The organism is Nocardia sp. NPDC052112 (assembly GCF_040680135.1).
Taxonomy (GTDB): Bacteria; Actinomycetota; Actinomycetes; order Mycobacteriales; family Mycobacteriaceae; genus Nocardia.
In genome coordinates this window covers 26,027-40,121 of the sequence record NZ_JBFAWD010000035.1, presented here as the reverse complement: position 1 = coordinate 40,121, position 14,095 = coordinate 26,027, and the positions used below count along the sequence as shown (strand labels likewise).

The window sequence follows — 14,095 nt, the reverse complement described above, 5'->3', positions numbered from 1 at the left end:
CACCTACCCGGAAATCCGGAATCCGGGGTCTATACCCCAGATCGCAAGGGTCAGAAACAGATTCACGAACACCATGACGACGATCACCATCTTGATCGCGCGCCCGGCCGCGTGGCCGACGCCTTCCGGGCCGCCGGTGGCGATATAGCCGTAGTAGCACTGGAGGAAGGTCGAAATGAGAACGAACACCACGACTTTGACGACCGAGAACAAGACATCGATGCCGTTGAGGAACTGGAAGAAGTAGTGGTCGTAGGTGCCCGCGGAGGTGCCGCCGAGAAACAGCACGGCCAGTTTCGTCATCAGATACGCGACGGCGAGTCCAACACTGTAGAGCGGGACGATGGTCAGTGTGGCGGCGATCATGCGCGTGGTGACGAGATACGGAAGCGGTCGTATGGCAATGGATTCCAGCGCATCGATCTCCTCGGATATCCGCATCGCACCCAGCTGCGCGGTGAACCGGCAGCCCGCTTGAATGGCGAAGGCGAGCGTCGCCAGAATCGGACCGATTTCGCGCGTCGTCGCGAAACCGGAGATCGCGCCGGTCAGCGGATTCATGGTGAGTAGGTTCAGGGCGGTATAGGACTCCATGCCGACGGTGATTCCGCCGAATCCGCACAGGATGACGACCACACCGACCGTGCCGCCGCCGACGATGAGCGAGCCATTGCCCCAGCCCACATCGGCGGTCAGCCGCAGCACTTCCTTGCGATAGTGCCTGAGCACGTAGGGAATTGCCGCCACGGCTTGACCGAAGGTGATCGTCTGATGGCCGAGTCGTCGGTTGGCCTGAACCGGAAATGTGGCGACCGCGGCCGCCGCACGAAGCGGCTTCAGCGCGGGCGGGGTGTATCGAGTGCCCATCTCAGATCACCTTCGCCGGGAAGAGCGTGTTGTAGATCTGGGTGATGATGATGTTCGTCGCGAACAGCATCAGCGCCGAGTTGACCACCGCCGCGTTCACCGAGTTGGCGACTCCGCCGGGACCGCCCTTGGTGTGCAAGCCGATATCGCAGGCGATGATTGCCGTGAGCGCACCGAAAACGGCGGCCTTGACCAGTGCGATCACCAGATCGTTCGCCACCGCGAAGGAGGCGAAGGTGCTGATGAACGAACCCGCCGTGCCGCCCTGGGCGTACACATTGAACAGGTAGCCGGTGGCGAAGCCGACGAAGACCACGAATCCGCACAGCAGGATGCTGACCAGGATCGCGGCCAGCAGGCGCGGCCCGACCAGGCGGCGCACCGGATCGACACCCATCACCATCATGGCGTCGATCTCCTCGCGAATGGTGCGGGAGCCGAAATCGGCGCAGATTGCCGAGCCGACCGCACCCGCGATCATCAGTGAGGTAACCAGCGGCGCACCCTGCCGGATGATGCCGAGCCCACTCACCGCGCCGATAAAGGTCGTCGCACCGACCTGATTGACGAGTGCACCGACCTGGATCGAGACGACAACGGCGACCGGGATCGCGACGAATACGGTCGGGGCGGCGGAAACGCCGGCCATGAACGCGCACTGCTTGATGAACTCGTGGAATGGGAAGCGGCGCACGAATATCGCACGCAGTATCTCGACGAAGGCATCGCGCATGAGCCGAACCTGTCGACCCAGTGTCTCCAGCGACCGCTGCGGATGCCGTTGCCACAGCCCCTGCAGATCCGCGACGGCCCGCTCCAGATCCGTTGGTTCAGTGGACCGTTCCGTGCGATGCGTATTCATGCCGACCCGCTGAGTCGATGCTGCAGCAGGACGAGGAGATAACCGAGCACGGTGATACCGGCGACGGCGGTGCTGAGCACGGCGAGCCATAGCCCGAACCGCAGCACCGGATCGACTTTCCTACGCCCCCCGAGGATCTTGACGCCGATCACCAAGATGTCGATGAGCCAAACCAAGATCATCATCAGGTCATGCACACATTCGAGAAGGTGAGCACCGGCCAGCACACGATCGAGCCGAGGAAGGATATGACCACGTCGATGCCGTGCATGCGGTGCAGATGGCTGGTGTGGGTCAGCGTCCAGATGAGGCCGACGAGCCCGTACGGGATGGCGAGAATGATGATGGTGCCGAGGAATTCGGAGACCTTCATCTCGTAGCTGAATATTCGATCCAGCTTCTCGAGCATGCGCCTGCGTCCTTTCCCCCGCCGCCCGAGCGGCACGGCGGGATACGCACCGGGCGAGACTTCGCTGCGGCGCGAGTGCGGCCGATCACGCTGCGATCGGACGGGTATGGATGCGTATGTTACGCACGATTCCTTCTGTTATGGAAGAACTTACGACCACTTAGTTCTACAAATCTCGACAGAGAAGCCGGTACAGCCGCCTATACTGTGTACTACACAGGAGGAATCATCATTAACATAATTGAAGGTCGGCCTGCTCGGGGCCGGTTTGACGCAGGAGGATCCGATGACGAGCAAGCGAGTGAGCGCGGACGCACGCGGGTATAGGGAGACAGCGGATCCGGGCGACCGTGATCCGGCCCAGCAATGGCGACGACCCGCTCACGAGTGCCGGTGTCGGGGTGAACGCACAGGTCGTTACTCGATATCGGTGCGGTCGTCGAGGGATCGGCGGATACGTAGCGCGGCAGGTCACCGACCGGACGCAGTGTGATTCAGCCCCAGCGGTATTCGCGTTTCCGCGCGCCGAGACCGGCTGAGATCCGGTACCGGGCGTCGACCGAAGCGCGGAGCCGACGGGGCACCATGGTGGCGCTCGGCTTCGGGGTGGACGACGGTCGTGCGCCCTTGGTGCCACCGGGCCGGTACCCCGACCAGCCCGGCCTGGTGTCACAAACCGCCCGGCGTAGTAGTCGAAATTGCCGAAATAGCTTGCAGGACGATGAAATACATTGCCCTGTCAACTCGATCGGTCGTGCCACATCTGGCCGATCATCGCGTCGATACCGGAACATGCTGGTACCCAACCTAATTGGCGCGATGCCTTGGTTGGGTCGCTGACCAGTGAACTCGGCTCCGACGCCGCGGGGCGATGGGTGAGCGCCACGTGGCGCCCCGATATCTGTTCGACGGCGGCAATCACCTGTCGGACGCTGGTGCCCCGGCCGCTACCGATGACGTACCGTTCGGTCGTGCCCGGCGCCGGCAGGTGTTCGAGTCCGGCCACGAATGCCCGCGCGGCATCGGACACGTGCACATAGTCACGGACGGTCGTGCCGTCGCCGTTGACCTCCAACGGCTCGTTCCGCGCGGCCGCGCCGAGCACCCGCGGCATGAGCCGGGTGGGGTCCGGATCGCGGCCACCCGCCACATTCGACAGTCGAAGGACAACCGCGGCGGCATCGTGGGTTTCGATGGCCGATTCCGCAGCGAGCTTGCTGCTCGCGTAGGGATGGGGCGGGTTGTCGGGCAGTTCCTCGGTGATCGGTCGGCCGCCGACATCGCCGTAGATCGCGCAGGTCGAGGCGAATACGAGCCGCGGCACCTCGGCGGCCGCCATGGCATCGAGCAGGGCGATGGTGCCGACGGTGTTGACCCCGAAGTACCGGAGCGGGTCGGCCATCGACTCCCGCACCCGGGTCAGCCCGGCCAGATGACATACCGCGTCCACGCCGTCCACGGCTCGTCGGAGTGCCGCGGAGTCGAGCAGGTCGGCAGCTCGAATCTCCTTGGCATTCGTCATGTTCGACCGCTGCGAGTGCACCATGGCGACCGCCTCGTGCCCGGCCTCGGTCAAGGCCGAAAGGACGGCTCGGCCCAGGTAACCCGCCGCTCCCGTGACAAGTACGCGCATGACGCGAGCCTAGGAAAGGCCCTGGTCGGCTATCGGATCGGGTACCGGCGATCGATGATGTCGAACATATTGGGTCGGCCTGCTCGGTAGAGCTCGCGGTCGACGAGTTTGATCGGTTCCCAGAGCGGCATGGTGAAGCGCGGGGTGATGGTAGCGAGTCCGGCCGACGAGCCGGAAGCGTGCAGGATGGCATTGGCGGCCAGGCGGCCGCCTTCGTTCGCGCCCTCCATACAGGCGACATTCATGCCGGTCTTGATCCAGTCGCCCGCGAGGAAGAGGTTGTCGATCGCGGTGTAGGCGTCGGGGCGGTCGGACCACGAGCCCGGATTCTGGATGAAAATGGCATCGTCATAAGCGATTTCGGCGGTGCCGGGGTCGGTGAGCGCCGGATCGATCAGCCAGGAGTGCAGCATATCGTCGGTGAGCTGGATATCCCCGTCGTCATTGACGTGCGCCTTGATCTGCGCCCAGGTTTCGCGGGCGATCTCCTCGGGGGTGCACTGCTTGGCGGTCTTGCGGTTGAAGGTGCCCGGCTCTTCCCATTCGGAGATGATGGCGGACAACACATCCCGGACGGCGCCGTCACCGTAGGTGGTCAGCGGCCGTCGCCAGAACTGGGCCTCGCTGATCGAGGTCAGGCCCCAGGGCGCATCGTTGTAGCCGACGTGGCCGTTGGCCAGATCCACACGTGCGCGCAGGAAGAATTGGATGCCGACCATCCAGGCGGCCTGCAGGTTTCGGATGCGCTCGAGATTCGGATCGGCCGCCGCCATCGCGTCGGTGAGTACATCGGGGAACTTGTCGAGCGGGATCGCGGACAGGTAGTGGTCCGCCGCCACCTGGTGGCGCGTGCCGCCCTGGTCGGTCACGGTGGCCGAGGTCAGATGCGCGCCGTCGCTGTCGAAGCCGGAAAGACGCTGACCGAGTTGGAAAGTCACGCCGATCGAGCGCAGATAGTCGATCCACGGATTGATCCACGCCTCGGTGGTCGGACCGTTGAGCACGCGGTCATTGCCCTTGCCATCGCTGTCGTTGTTCAGGTTGAGCAGCGACCAGACATACTCCTCGCCGACCAGGCCGATCGAATGTGCGCTGCAGTTGCGGGATTTGGTGGCGACGAGTTCGCGGATGAAGCCGTCGCCGAGGAAGCGGTTGTATTCCGGCGACGAGTTGTCCAGGCGCGCGAAATCGGTCCAGGTCATCCGCTCCCACTGCCCCAACTTGCGCTCGGTGCTGCTGGAGACGTACACGGCCAAGCGCTCCGCGGCGAAGACCGCCTCGTGCAGCGGCAGCCGGAACAGCGATTCGAAGACCGATGCGACGGAATCGATGAATCCCTTGGCGGTCATCGGGAATTGCGGCAACGGCAGTGGAAATGGCAGCGGGACGGTGAGATTGCGCCGGCCCATGCCCGCGATCATGGCCGCATTGAGTCGGACCAGGTTGTCCCACACCCCGTTCGCATTGCCGGGGAAGGGGATTCGGCGCAGCGTATCGGGCAGATTGTGATAGAAGCCGAAGAAGCTGCGGAAGCCGTGTTCGCCGGGGAGGTCGTCGGCGTAGATGCTGCGGGTCTTGCCGCCGAAGGCGCCGAGCTTCTCGTACACCGTGACCGCGAAGCCGCGTTCGGCGAGTTCGTGCGCGGCGGTCAGACCCGCGGGACCGGCACCGAAGATCGCCACGGACCGGCCCGGCTCAGCGCTCACGCGGCCGGTGGGCGCCAATGTCATGGCGGCGGCGACACCACCGGCCATGGCGGCGTTCCTCATGAATGTTCGTCGCGACTGCTTGGTCCGCATGCTGATTCTCCCGACCATCTGGCCTGCCACGTCACTGTGACTTGCGCGCAGGCGCTTGCGATGTCGCAAGATGTTACTGATTATTCTTCGTTCATGTGACGGTTTCGATGATGTAGCGCCGAGCGCAATCATGCTCGAATGTTCCAAGATCACTCGTTCACGGCCGTCGCTCCGCCGCCATGATGTTGCTATCGATTCTCTTTCACTGACAGAGAGCGTGCGAGAGTACGGTCGTCAGATCGGGCGTGTCTTTCGGCGACTTGGTGTAGGCGTAGGTCACCGCACGACCATCCGGTGTCGCACCGGAGACCGTGAGGAATCCGTAGATGCCCCCGGTGTGCCCGACATACTCCGCGCCGCAGGGCAGATGTGTGGAGGCGATGCCGAGTCCGTAGTCCATATCCGCCCGCCCCATCGGCACACCGGTCCGCATCTCCCGCAGTTCGGCGGCCGGGACCACCCGTCCGGCCAGCAGCGCCTGATAGAAGCGATTCAGATCGTTGCCGGTGGCGACCATTCCGCCCGCACCCCACGGCACCGACGGTTCGATGCGTGACACATCGGTGACCACGCCATCGATATCGGCGTACCCCTCGGGATGCGGCCCGCGGATATCGAGCTCGCCCGGCCCCGGCAAGTAGGTGTCATCGAGCCGCAACGGCTGCAGGATCCGCCGGTTCAGCTCATCGACATACGGTGCGCCCGTGACCCGTTCGATGAGCACGCCGGCCACGATATAGTTGGAGTTGCTGTACTCGAACCGCGAACCGGGCGCGAAATCCGCTGGCCTGCTGAGGATTATCGCGATCTCTTCCGCGGGCGTCATGATCCGCCCCGCCAGGCCCGCCCGATATTCGTCGGCGCGTGGGTCATCGGTGAGCTCCGGCAAACCGCTCTGGTGCCGCAGGATCTGACGCACCGTAATCATCCGCCCATCGATCCCCTCGCCCCGCAACAGCCCCGGCAGATACGTATCGACCGGCTCATCGAGCCGAATCTTGCCCTCCGCAACCAACTGCAACACCACCGCGCTGGTGAACGTCTTGCTGATACTGCCGATCCGCACCCGTTGCGGCGGCTCGGGCGGGATGGGCGCTCGGGTCTCGGCATCGGCAACCCCGCTGGTGAGCGTCACCGTCTGCCCGTTCTCGGTCAATGTCGCGATCATCCCCGTGGTGCCGCCCCGCACCGCCTGATCGATATCCGACTGCACCACCCGAATCCGGTCCGCCGAAACCCCCACGGGTGCGGCGGGCTCCTTCGCACATCCCGCCAGCAGGGCAACCACACCAACAGCAATACAGACCGTCACAAGGCGCATACCTCGACGCTAGGAACCAACCCACCCTCACACAACAGGGTCCTACCCCGAGATTCACCTGATTCCGGCATCGGGGAGCTGACCCGGGGGTTGAGGGACGGTCGCCGAGATCCGGCGCTGAGCAGTTCCGGCGGCGCGCCCCGTCGAAACGACCGAACCAGGGCGAGAACATTCGCGCGGGATCCGGCGCTGCGGTGTACGACGACGGCCCCTGTACCTTGCACCAGCCGCGGCACTCGCGGTTGACCCACGCTGCGGAGAAGGACGCGTCCACGCCGGTGCTGATGAAGCTGTCCGGGCATACGTCGGTTCGCAGCCTCGCGAAGTACGCGCGGGTGTCCGATGAAGGTCTCCTGAACTTCCAGGCCGACACCGATCCCGCCGCGCGTCGTCATGGCCAGTGGTCGGGCGAATAGTGGGGCCGGGGGGAACGTGGATGAGTATTGAGACATCTATCCCGTTGCACGGCGCGGCATTCTTATGCCCTGCCCTCATGGAGTTGGCCCGCTGCCGACGCTATGACCTGGGGTGGGACGTCCTCGATGGCAGAACGAGCGTGTGAGCGCACCGGCGCAGGTGGTCCGTTCGACGTTCTATTGTGCGAACCGGCATTTTATGGCCGCTCCGGCAGGCCAATAGCGTCGGATTCATGGATCGGAATTTTCAGTCGGCGGAAGAACTCGCGGCTGCCTTGCATGCTGGTGAAGTGACATCGGTGGAACTGACCGATGACGCGATCGCGCGTATCGAGCGGGACGACAAGGTAATCAACGCGATCTGTGTACCGGATTTCGACCGCGCGCGGGCCGCCGCGCGCCGCGCCGACGAGGCGCGCGCCCGCGGCGAGGATCGGCCGCTGCTCGGCATTCCGGTGACGGTCAAGGAGTCCTACAACATGGCCGGGCTGCCCACGACCTGGGGCATGCCACTGCAGCGGAACTATGTGCCGTCCGAGGACGCGGTACAGGTGTCGCGGCTGAAGGCGGCCGGCGCGGTGCTGCTCGGGAAGACCAATGTGCCGTTGATGCTGCGAGATATCCAGAGCTTCAACGAGATCTACGGCACCACCAACAATCCGTGGGATCACGGCCGCACGTCGGGAGGATCGTCCGGCGGTTCGGCCGCGGCCCTGGCGGCCGGATTCGGCGCGCTGTCCATCGGCTCCGACCTCGCCGGTTCGCTGCGCACCCCCGCACATTTCTGCGGCATCTACGCGCACAAGCCGACACTCGGGCTGGCGGCGACCCGCGGCATGGTCGCGCCGCCCGCGCCCGCCTCGCCGATCGACCTCGACCTCGCCGTCGTCGGTCCGATGGCGCGCACCGCCCGCGACCTCACCCTCCTGCTCGACGTGATGGCCGGACCGGACCCGCTGACCCACGGCGTCGCCTGCGACGTCGCACTGCCGCCCGCGCGCCACGAGCGGCTGGCGGACTTCCGTGTCCTGATCATCGAGGACCATCCGCTCATTCCGACCGGATCGGCGGTGCGGGCGGGGGTGAACCGGGTCGCCGAGGCGCTCGTCGACGCGGGCGCCCGCGTCGAACGGCGCAGCCCGCTGCTGCCCGATCCGACCGAGGCGGCGACGCTCTACATGCTGCTGATGCTGTCGAACGCCGCCACAAGTCTTTCCGTCGACGTGTACGAACAGCTGCAGACTCACGCCGCCGCCCTGAGCGCGGACGACCGGAGTCTCGACGCCGCGCGGCTGCGCGGCATGGTGCTCAGCCACCGCGACTGGGTCGAGGCGAACAACCGTCGCGAGCGCCACCGCCACGGCTGGCGACAGCTCTTCGCCGAGTTCGACGCCGTGGTGTGCCCGATCACCCCCACTCCCGCCTTCCCGCACGACCACCACGGAGGTCTGGAGGACCGGCACATCGACATCGACGGCGTCGAGTACCCGTACTTCGACCAGCTCGTCTGGGCCGGTGTGGCCACCATGCCCGGCCTACCCGCCACCGCCATACCTACCGGCCGGTCCCCCGAGGGCCTGCCGGTGGGAGTGCAGCTCATCGGTCCGATGTTCGAGGACCGCACCTCGCTGCGGCTGGCCGAACTACTCGAGCAGCAGCTCGGCGGCTTCCAAGCACCGCAGTAGGGCCCACTACCGGGTGTCCGTCGAGGACGAGGTGCGGTTGCAGAACGACAAGCTGGTCGCACAGCGCACGGTCGATGACGTCGACTGGTAGACCCGCACCACCGACGGCGACAAGGCCGTGACGATCCTGGCTCGACGCAGATCGACCAGGCTCGGCGGGTCCGGCACCGCGACCAGCGCGGCAACGCGCAGTTCGCCGTTCTCGTCGATGGTGGCGGGGGTATCGGAGTCCAACCGGGAGGCGACTTCCCGGTGCATCTCGTCCAGCCTGGCCGCGTGCTCGGACCGCAACCCGCCCGGCTCTACCGGGAGGTCCAACGCGTTCATGCCCGGCGTCGCGGGCGGTCTCCCACACTCGAAGGACGGTCTACACCATCCTGCTGCGGTCGGCGGAATACGGGCTGGTCGATATTTCGACACGACCTTCCGAAGTCGGCCCGCCGCGCAATTTTCACGCACTCGACGATGCGGGACGCGGCAAAGGAGTGCTCGTTCTCGGCCTGCTGCTGCGGTCAGTGCACCTTGATCGAGTCGATGATCTTATTCAGTTCGGTGTCCGCGAGCGTGCCCTGCTGGGCATCTATTCGAACTGCAAACGTCTGATCCGTCGAGTCGAGTCCGGTGAGGATCACACCGTTCACGCGGGTGCCCTCGGGTGGGGTCTGCTGCTTCCCGGACGATGTGAACGCGAAGTCGACACGGCGGGCGTCGGGGGCGCCATTCAGTGCGATTTTCGTGGTGCCCGTCAGGGTGGCACCCAGTTGCACGCCGGCCTCCGCACCGATGGCGGCCTGGTCGGCCGTGTGGGCCCTGGTGAAGTCCAGCTGCACAGTGATAGTGGAGACCTTGCGGCCATTCTCGGTGCGGACCGCGGCGGCGGCGTTGTACTTGCTGCGCTCCGACACGCTTTCCTCGGTGTATCCGCCTGACGAAGACTTCGGGTACGAAACGTCGACGCCCTCCGTCGTCAGAGTGGCCCACCCGTCCGGTACCTCGCCCAGCGAGCTGGACTGCGGGCTTTCGCACCCGGACAGCGCCGGCATGACGGCGATGCACAGGCTTGTGGCCACGATCCAGGCGCGGCGTGCCCGCGATTTGGGGGCCGGCAGGTCCAAAACGGACAGCGTTGACGGTGCCGTGCGGTGGGTAATCTCGGCCATGAGCTGGCTCCTGTGTTCACTTCTGTCGTCCGGCGACTCCGCCTGCAGATCGACCCTATTCCCAAAAGTAAAGTTACCGGGCACTTCTCGCGGAGATCGGCTAGTGCGCGACTGGCGATTCAGCTGCCCTGCAGGGTCGGGAACACTTCACCGCACCTGCGGGCTACGCCATGTCCGGGAAGCGCTGCAATGGGCGTCATTGGTCACCGTCGAACTCGAGGCGGAAGGGGACGCGGCGCTGCTGTCGTGGACCGAGCAGGCGGTCTTCGTCAGCACCGCCTCGGATCCCAGCCATGATCTGGCCCATCTGCGCGGTGGTGCCCGTCTGCGGCTGAATGGGTTGACAGCAACTGTGGGCCGCATTGCCTGAACGGGATCCGACCGTCAAGCCGGATCGCCTTTCCGCTGCTGGTTCTCGCCGATATCGGCTCGCCGACGCGGCGGGCTGGATCGGATTGCCTCGGCGGGGATCAAGGCGTGGCCAGCGAAAGTGCGGGATACGGATGATCTGACATTGCGTGCCGTGCGGCACGGTGATCGGTTGGTGTCGGTCGATCCAGGCTGGCAGGACACCGCCCCGGAGGTGATGCCGCCATCCGAGGTGCCCCTCGGTGGCTGAATGATCGGCGGGTACGGCGTTCCGGGTCCGTTCGACCCCAATCCGAGCTACGTCCCTGCCGACGAGGCGCTGCCGACCGATCCCCTCGATGCCGTGCTGATGAGGCTGGTCGCCGACGGCGACCACGGCGGAGGTGACGAGATCATCGCTGCGTTGCGCGACGCGGTGGTGAAGATCGGGTGCGACGACCAGAACGAACTCGCTCGGGGCAGACTCCGGACGGAGTTCAGCACCGCGAGCGCGCCCGGATGACGATTCCGGCAGCACCGCAAGCACATTCGCTTGCCTGTGCGCCCTCGGCGAACTCATAGGATACGGTCGCCCGCTGCTGGCGCGCTTCGGAATATACCTGGGCGGCAACGCTTTCCCCACCAGTACGGGTCGATGTGGCGACCTTGTCATCGATATCGTCGAGATGATCGTAGATAACCGGCAAGACGGGACAGCCGGGCCACGGATCGACCGAGAATTCACGCACGGCAATCCGCCCTCGAAGTGTTGGACGCATTGCTCCCATCGCGAGCCTGATATGTCGCGGCATGCCGTGCACAGTGTTTCGGCCAGTTCATGGACGTACCCACCGACCGCACGAACCTACTCGGGCACGACAACGAGCCACTGGCCGGAGGCTGATTTTCGCAATCCGGATTTCGGCAGCGCAGGGAAGCCACGACCGCCAGGGCCAGGCACTGAACTCGCGCGCCGCTTGTAGGCGGATCAACCGGCCGGTACGGTCGAACCAACTGAACAGGGGGCGGGAGCTGGGCCGGCCCTGATCGATGCCGTCGACACCGCAGGCGACCAGGAGGAATGGATGATCAGCAGGGGGAAGACACTGGTCGGCGCCGCGTTGGGGGTTGGTGCTGTGGTTCTGTTGTCCGGGTGTGGGTCATCGACTGACGGAGATGCTAAGCCCGCCACCGCCACCTCGACCAGTGCAGGACCGTCGCTGGCCGCAGCTGCGCCGAACAGCTACGACCCATGCAAGGACGTTCCACAAAGCGTGCTGGATTCGGAAAAGCTGCATGGCAAGGACCCTGACAACAGCGATGCAAGCGGTGGGGTCGAATGGCGCGGGTGCATGTGGGTGCGATCGAATGGCTATGGCGTGAGCATCCGCACCACGAACCTCACCATCGATCTCATTCGTAGCCGCAACTTCCCCGAGGCCACCGAGTTCACTATCAATGGAAGGCGAGCGATCTCGACACGCCAGTTCGACGGCCCCTATATCAAAGAAGCATGCACCGTGGACGTGGAAATGAAGGGGGGCAGCCTCGAGTTCAATCTGAACAATCCGCCGTCGAACCGCGATACCGGCAGCATCGACTCATGCGTGCTCGCTCGGGGGTTGGCGGAGAAAGTTGTGCCCAGCTTGCCCGCCACTGCTTGATCAATGCTAAACAGATCAACTTGGGAGGGACGAAATGGCTGACGACGACAAGGCTACCTCGAGTCCGTTGACGAACCTGATCACCGAGGCACGCGAGGGCCGACTCACGATTCGGATGGATCTCGAGAAGTTCGTCTACGTCGACCGCGACTGCGAATACTTCAAGGACCAGATCCGGAAGATCCAAACAAAGATGACCGAGGTCTCTCAACTGCAGAAGTGGGGTCTCGGTGACACTTTCGCCCCGCAGGGCGACCGAGACCTGATCTCCGCCAAGACGATGGTCAAGCGGTGGCGAGAAAAATCCCGAGGCTCGCAAAACGGTGTCTACGAAGTGATGGAGTCGCACTACAAGGTCATCGAAGACTTCCAGACCCTGTTTCGCACCGTCCGCGAGCGCATCACCGGTGTCGACACCGAGCAGGCGACGAAATACCAAGACCTGGAAGCGAATCTGCCGCAACAGGCACCCGCGCAAGCCAAGATCTTCTCTTGGCCAGGACTATAGGATTCTGAGTTCGCGCACATCTCCGACACCGATCACACATCGTCTCTCCGCATGCCGCGCCGGTCGAAAGGCAGAAGCTCTGCGCGAGTTCGGATTTAACCGAGGTTGAGACAATTTAACCGAGGTTGAGACAACAGACGGCCCCATCGCGACATTTTGGGGTCGTCAGGATGGGGCTGCTGCGGTGCTTGGTTTGCGCGAGGCTCAGGCGTGGCGGTCGAACTCTCCATCCGTGACACCTGTTGTGAAGGCATCCCATTCGGCGGGTGTGAAGACCAATGCCGCGCCCGTCGGGTTCTTACTGTCGCGCATTCCGACCATCCCGTGGTCAAGGAAGGCGACTTCGACGCATTCCCCAGTCTGGGTGCTGTAGCTGCTCTTGAACCACTCGGTGTTCACCGAGGTAACTCCTTCACGATCTTGGACAAGTAAGCGCGAGTCTTGGCGGCGCTCAACGTGGACCGCTCTATGTCAGCCCAAGAGTGACGATACCGGGCGACCTGTTCGGGCTTCTCGAAGTACAGGTCGCTCCCGACTCCAGCTTCGATATACACAACCGGAGGTTCCGGTTCGAGGTCGGCCGTCTCGGCGAATTCGAGGATGATGAACGGGCCGGCCTCGGTACCGCGATAGATGCCTACGGCGAAGGGAACGAGCCGAATTCTGACATTGGACAGCGCGGAGACTTCGATGATGCGGCGCACCTGGCCGGCGGCAAGGTCTGGCGCACCGAGCGGTCGACGGATCACGCTCTCATCGAGTATCACATCCAACTTCGGCTGGGATTCGGTGAGAACGGCTTGTCGGTCCATCCGGACCTGGACATGGCGTTCAACCTCCTCGGGTGTCAGGTCAGGGCTGGTGCGGAGCAAGGCGCGGGCGTAGTCCTCGGTTTGCAGCAGACCGGGGATACGGGCGCTCTGGTACATCGCGAGGGAACTGGCAGTTCCCTCGAGGGCGATGTATGTACTCAGCTTGTCCGTCGAATCAGTGTCACTGAAGGCATGCCACCACCCCCGAGCCGATTCAGCCTCTGCGGCAAGGGTCTTCACGTTCGCCCTGGTCTCAGGTGTCGCTCGGTAGATATCGCAGAGCTTATCGAGGTAGATCGGCTTGAGCTTGCACGGCTGCCCCTTGAGCATCTTCGTCACCGTGACGTGATGCAGATTGACCTGCTCCGCCACGTCTTTGATGTAGAGCCCGGACTCTCGATGCAGCTTGGACAGGATGCGTGCCACCTGACGGCGAGGGACCGATGGGGCGGCAGGCTGTGCGGGCATGCGATGACCTCCTTGGCTTGACCAGGCAAAACTCTCGTCCGCGGCCAGGCTACTCCGTTTTTTCGAAGTGAACTATTTTCCCCATTTAGATTGTGAACTTCTCTTCAAGGGTGTGAGCTGAACATGCGCTTCGAGAGTGACTA

19 protein-coding genes are annotated in these 14,095 nt (G+C 64.2%); 7 read left to right on the top strand and 12 right to left on the bottom strand.

Annotated features, from left to right (window positions below; all coding sequences use genetic code 11):
- Positions 1-3: 3 nt before the first annotated feature.
- The 7 genes from AB0L58_RS38790 to AB0L58_RS38760 form a co-directional block, all read right to left on the bottom strand.
- A complete protein-coding gene (locus AB0L58_RS38790) occupies positions 4-867 on the bottom strand; it encodes an ABC transporter permease (protein WP_364395481.1) in 864 nt (287 codons plus the stop codon).
- Position 868: 1 nt separating this feature from the next.
- Positions 869-1,729, bottom strand: a complete 861-nt coding sequence (locus AB0L58_RS38785) for an ABC transporter permease (RefSeq protein WP_364395479.1) — start codon at positions 1,727-1,729, stop codon at positions 869-871.
- Positions 1,726-1,914, bottom strand: coding sequence for a hypothetical protein (locus AB0L58_RS38780; RefSeq protein WP_364395477.1), 189 nt, complete (start codon positions 1,912-1,914; stop codon positions 1,726-1,728). The genes AB0L58_RS38785 and AB0L58_RS38780 overlap by 4 nt, the downstream gene beginning before the upstream one ends.
- Positions 1,914-2,138, bottom strand: a complete 225-nt coding sequence (locus tag AB0L58_RS38775; protein ID WP_357471391.1) for a hypothetical protein — start codon at positions 2,136-2,138, stop codon at positions 1,914-1,916. Before AB0L58_RS38775 ends, AB0L58_RS38780 begins: the two co-directional genes overlap by 1 nt.
- Positions 2,139-2,877: 739 nt before the next feature.
- Complete coding sequence (locus AB0L58_RS38770) at positions 2,878-3,771, bottom strand: NAD-dependent epimerase/dehydratase family protein (RefSeq protein WP_364395474.1); 894 nt, start codon at positions 3,769-3,771, stop codon at positions 2,878-2,880.
- Positions 3,772-3,800: 29 nt separating this feature from the next.
- The gene (locus tag AB0L58_RS38765) at positions 3,801-5,540 is read right to left on the bottom strand and encodes an FAD-dependent oxidoreductase (protein WP_364395472.1); all 1,740 of its coding nucleotides are present in this window, start codon (positions 5,538-5,540) and stop codon (positions 3,801-3,803) included.
- Between the two features lie 232 nt (positions 5,541-5,772).
- Positions 5,773-6,891: a serine hydrolase domain-containing protein gene (locus AB0L58_RS38760; RefSeq protein WP_364395470.1), complete on the bottom strand. Its 1,119-nt coding sequence runs from the start codon at positions 6,889-6,891 to the stop codon at positions 5,773-5,775.
- A gap of 194 nt (positions 6,892-7,085) precedes the next feature.
- On the opposite strand from AB0L58_RS38760, the gene AB0L58_RS38755 reads away from it, so the two are divergent.
- Together AB0L58_RS38755 and AB0L58_RS38750 are read left to right on the top strand one after the other, a co-directional pair.
- Positions 7,086-7,307, top strand: coding sequence for a tyrosine-type recombinase/integrase (locus AB0L58_RS38755; RefSeq protein ID WP_364395468.1), 222 nt, complete (start codon positions 7,086-7,088; stop codon positions 7,305-7,307).
- Between the two features lie 233 nt (positions 7,308-7,540).
- Positions 7,541-8,992, top strand: a complete 1,452-nt coding sequence (locus AB0L58_RS38750) for an amidase (RefSeq protein ID WP_364395466.1) — start codon at positions 7,541-7,543, stop codon at positions 8,990-8,992.
- Positions 8,993-8,998: 6 nt separating this feature from the next.
- On the opposite strand, the gene AB0L58_RS38745 is transcribed toward AB0L58_RS38750, so the two are convergent.
- Entirely contained in the window at positions 8,999-9,319 is a 321-nt protein-coding gene (locus AB0L58_RS38745) for a hypothetical protein (protein WP_364395464.1), read from the bottom strand.
- 185 nt (positions 9,320-9,504) lie between these two features.
- On the bottom strand, positions 9,505-10,152 hold the full coding sequence (locus AB0L58_RS38740) for a hypothetical protein (protein ID WP_364395462.1): 648 nt from the start codon (positions 10,150-10,152) through the stop codon (positions 9,505-9,507).
- Positions 10,153-10,351: 199 nt separating this feature from the next.
- On the opposite strand from AB0L58_RS38740, the gene AB0L58_RS38735 reads away from it, so the two are divergent.
- The 3 genes from AB0L58_RS38735 to AB0L58_RS38725 all read left to right on the top strand — a co-directional run bounded on the left by AB0L58_RS38735 (position 10,352) and on the right by AB0L58_RS38725 (position 11,023).
- Positions 10,352-10,522: a hypothetical protein gene (locus AB0L58_RS38735; RefSeq protein WP_364395460.1), complete on the top strand. Its 171-nt coding sequence runs from the start codon at positions 10,352-10,354 to the stop codon at positions 10,520-10,522.
- Between the two features lie 120 nt (positions 10,523-10,642).
- A complete protein-coding gene (locus AB0L58_RS38730; RefSeq protein ID WP_364395458.1) occupies positions 10,643-10,771 on the top strand; it encodes a hypothetical protein in 129 nt (42 codons plus the stop codon).
- The gene (locus AB0L58_RS38725) at positions 10,772-11,023 is read left to right on the top strand and encodes a hypothetical protein (RefSeq protein WP_364395456.1); all 252 of its coding nucleotides are present in this window, start codon (positions 10,772-10,774) and stop codon (positions 11,021-11,023) included.
- Here AB0L58_RS38725 and AB0L58_RS38720 read toward each other — a convergent pair.
- A complete protein-coding gene (locus tag AB0L58_RS38720; RefSeq protein WP_364395454.1) occupies positions 10,998-11,312 on the bottom strand; it encodes a hypothetical protein in 315 nt (104 codons plus the stop codon). The genes AB0L58_RS38725 and AB0L58_RS38720 overlap by 26 nt on opposite strands.
- 273 nt (positions 11,313-11,585) lie before the next feature.
- Here AB0L58_RS38720 and AB0L58_RS38715 point away from each other — a divergent pair, with 273 nt between their 5' ends.
- Entirely contained in the window at positions 11,586-12,164 is a 579-nt protein-coding gene (locus AB0L58_RS38715) for a DUF3558 domain-containing protein (RefSeq protein ID WP_364395452.1), read from the top strand.
- A gap of 34 nt (positions 12,165-12,198) precedes the next feature.
- Positions 12,199-12,672, top strand: coding sequence for a hypothetical protein (locus AB0L58_RS38710; RefSeq protein ID WP_364395450.1), 474 nt, complete (start codon positions 12,199-12,201; stop codon positions 12,670-12,672).
- A 204-nt stretch (positions 12,673-12,876) separates the two neighbouring features.
- Here AB0L58_RS38710 and AB0L58_RS38705 read toward each other — a convergent pair whose 3' ends face one another.
- Complete coding sequence (locus tag AB0L58_RS38705) at positions 12,877-13,071, bottom strand: DUF397 domain-containing protein (RefSeq protein ID WP_364395448.1); 195 nt, start codon at positions 13,069-13,071, stop codon at positions 12,877-12,879.
- On the bottom strand, positions 13,068-13,952 hold the full coding sequence (locus tag AB0L58_RS38700; RefSeq protein WP_364395446.1) for a Scr1 family TA system antitoxin-like transcriptional regulator: 885 nt from the start codon (positions 13,950-13,952) through the stop codon (positions 13,068-13,070). Before AB0L58_RS38700 ends, AB0L58_RS38705 begins: the two co-directional genes overlap by 4 nt.
- Positions 13,953-14,095 lie beyond the last annotated feature (143 nt).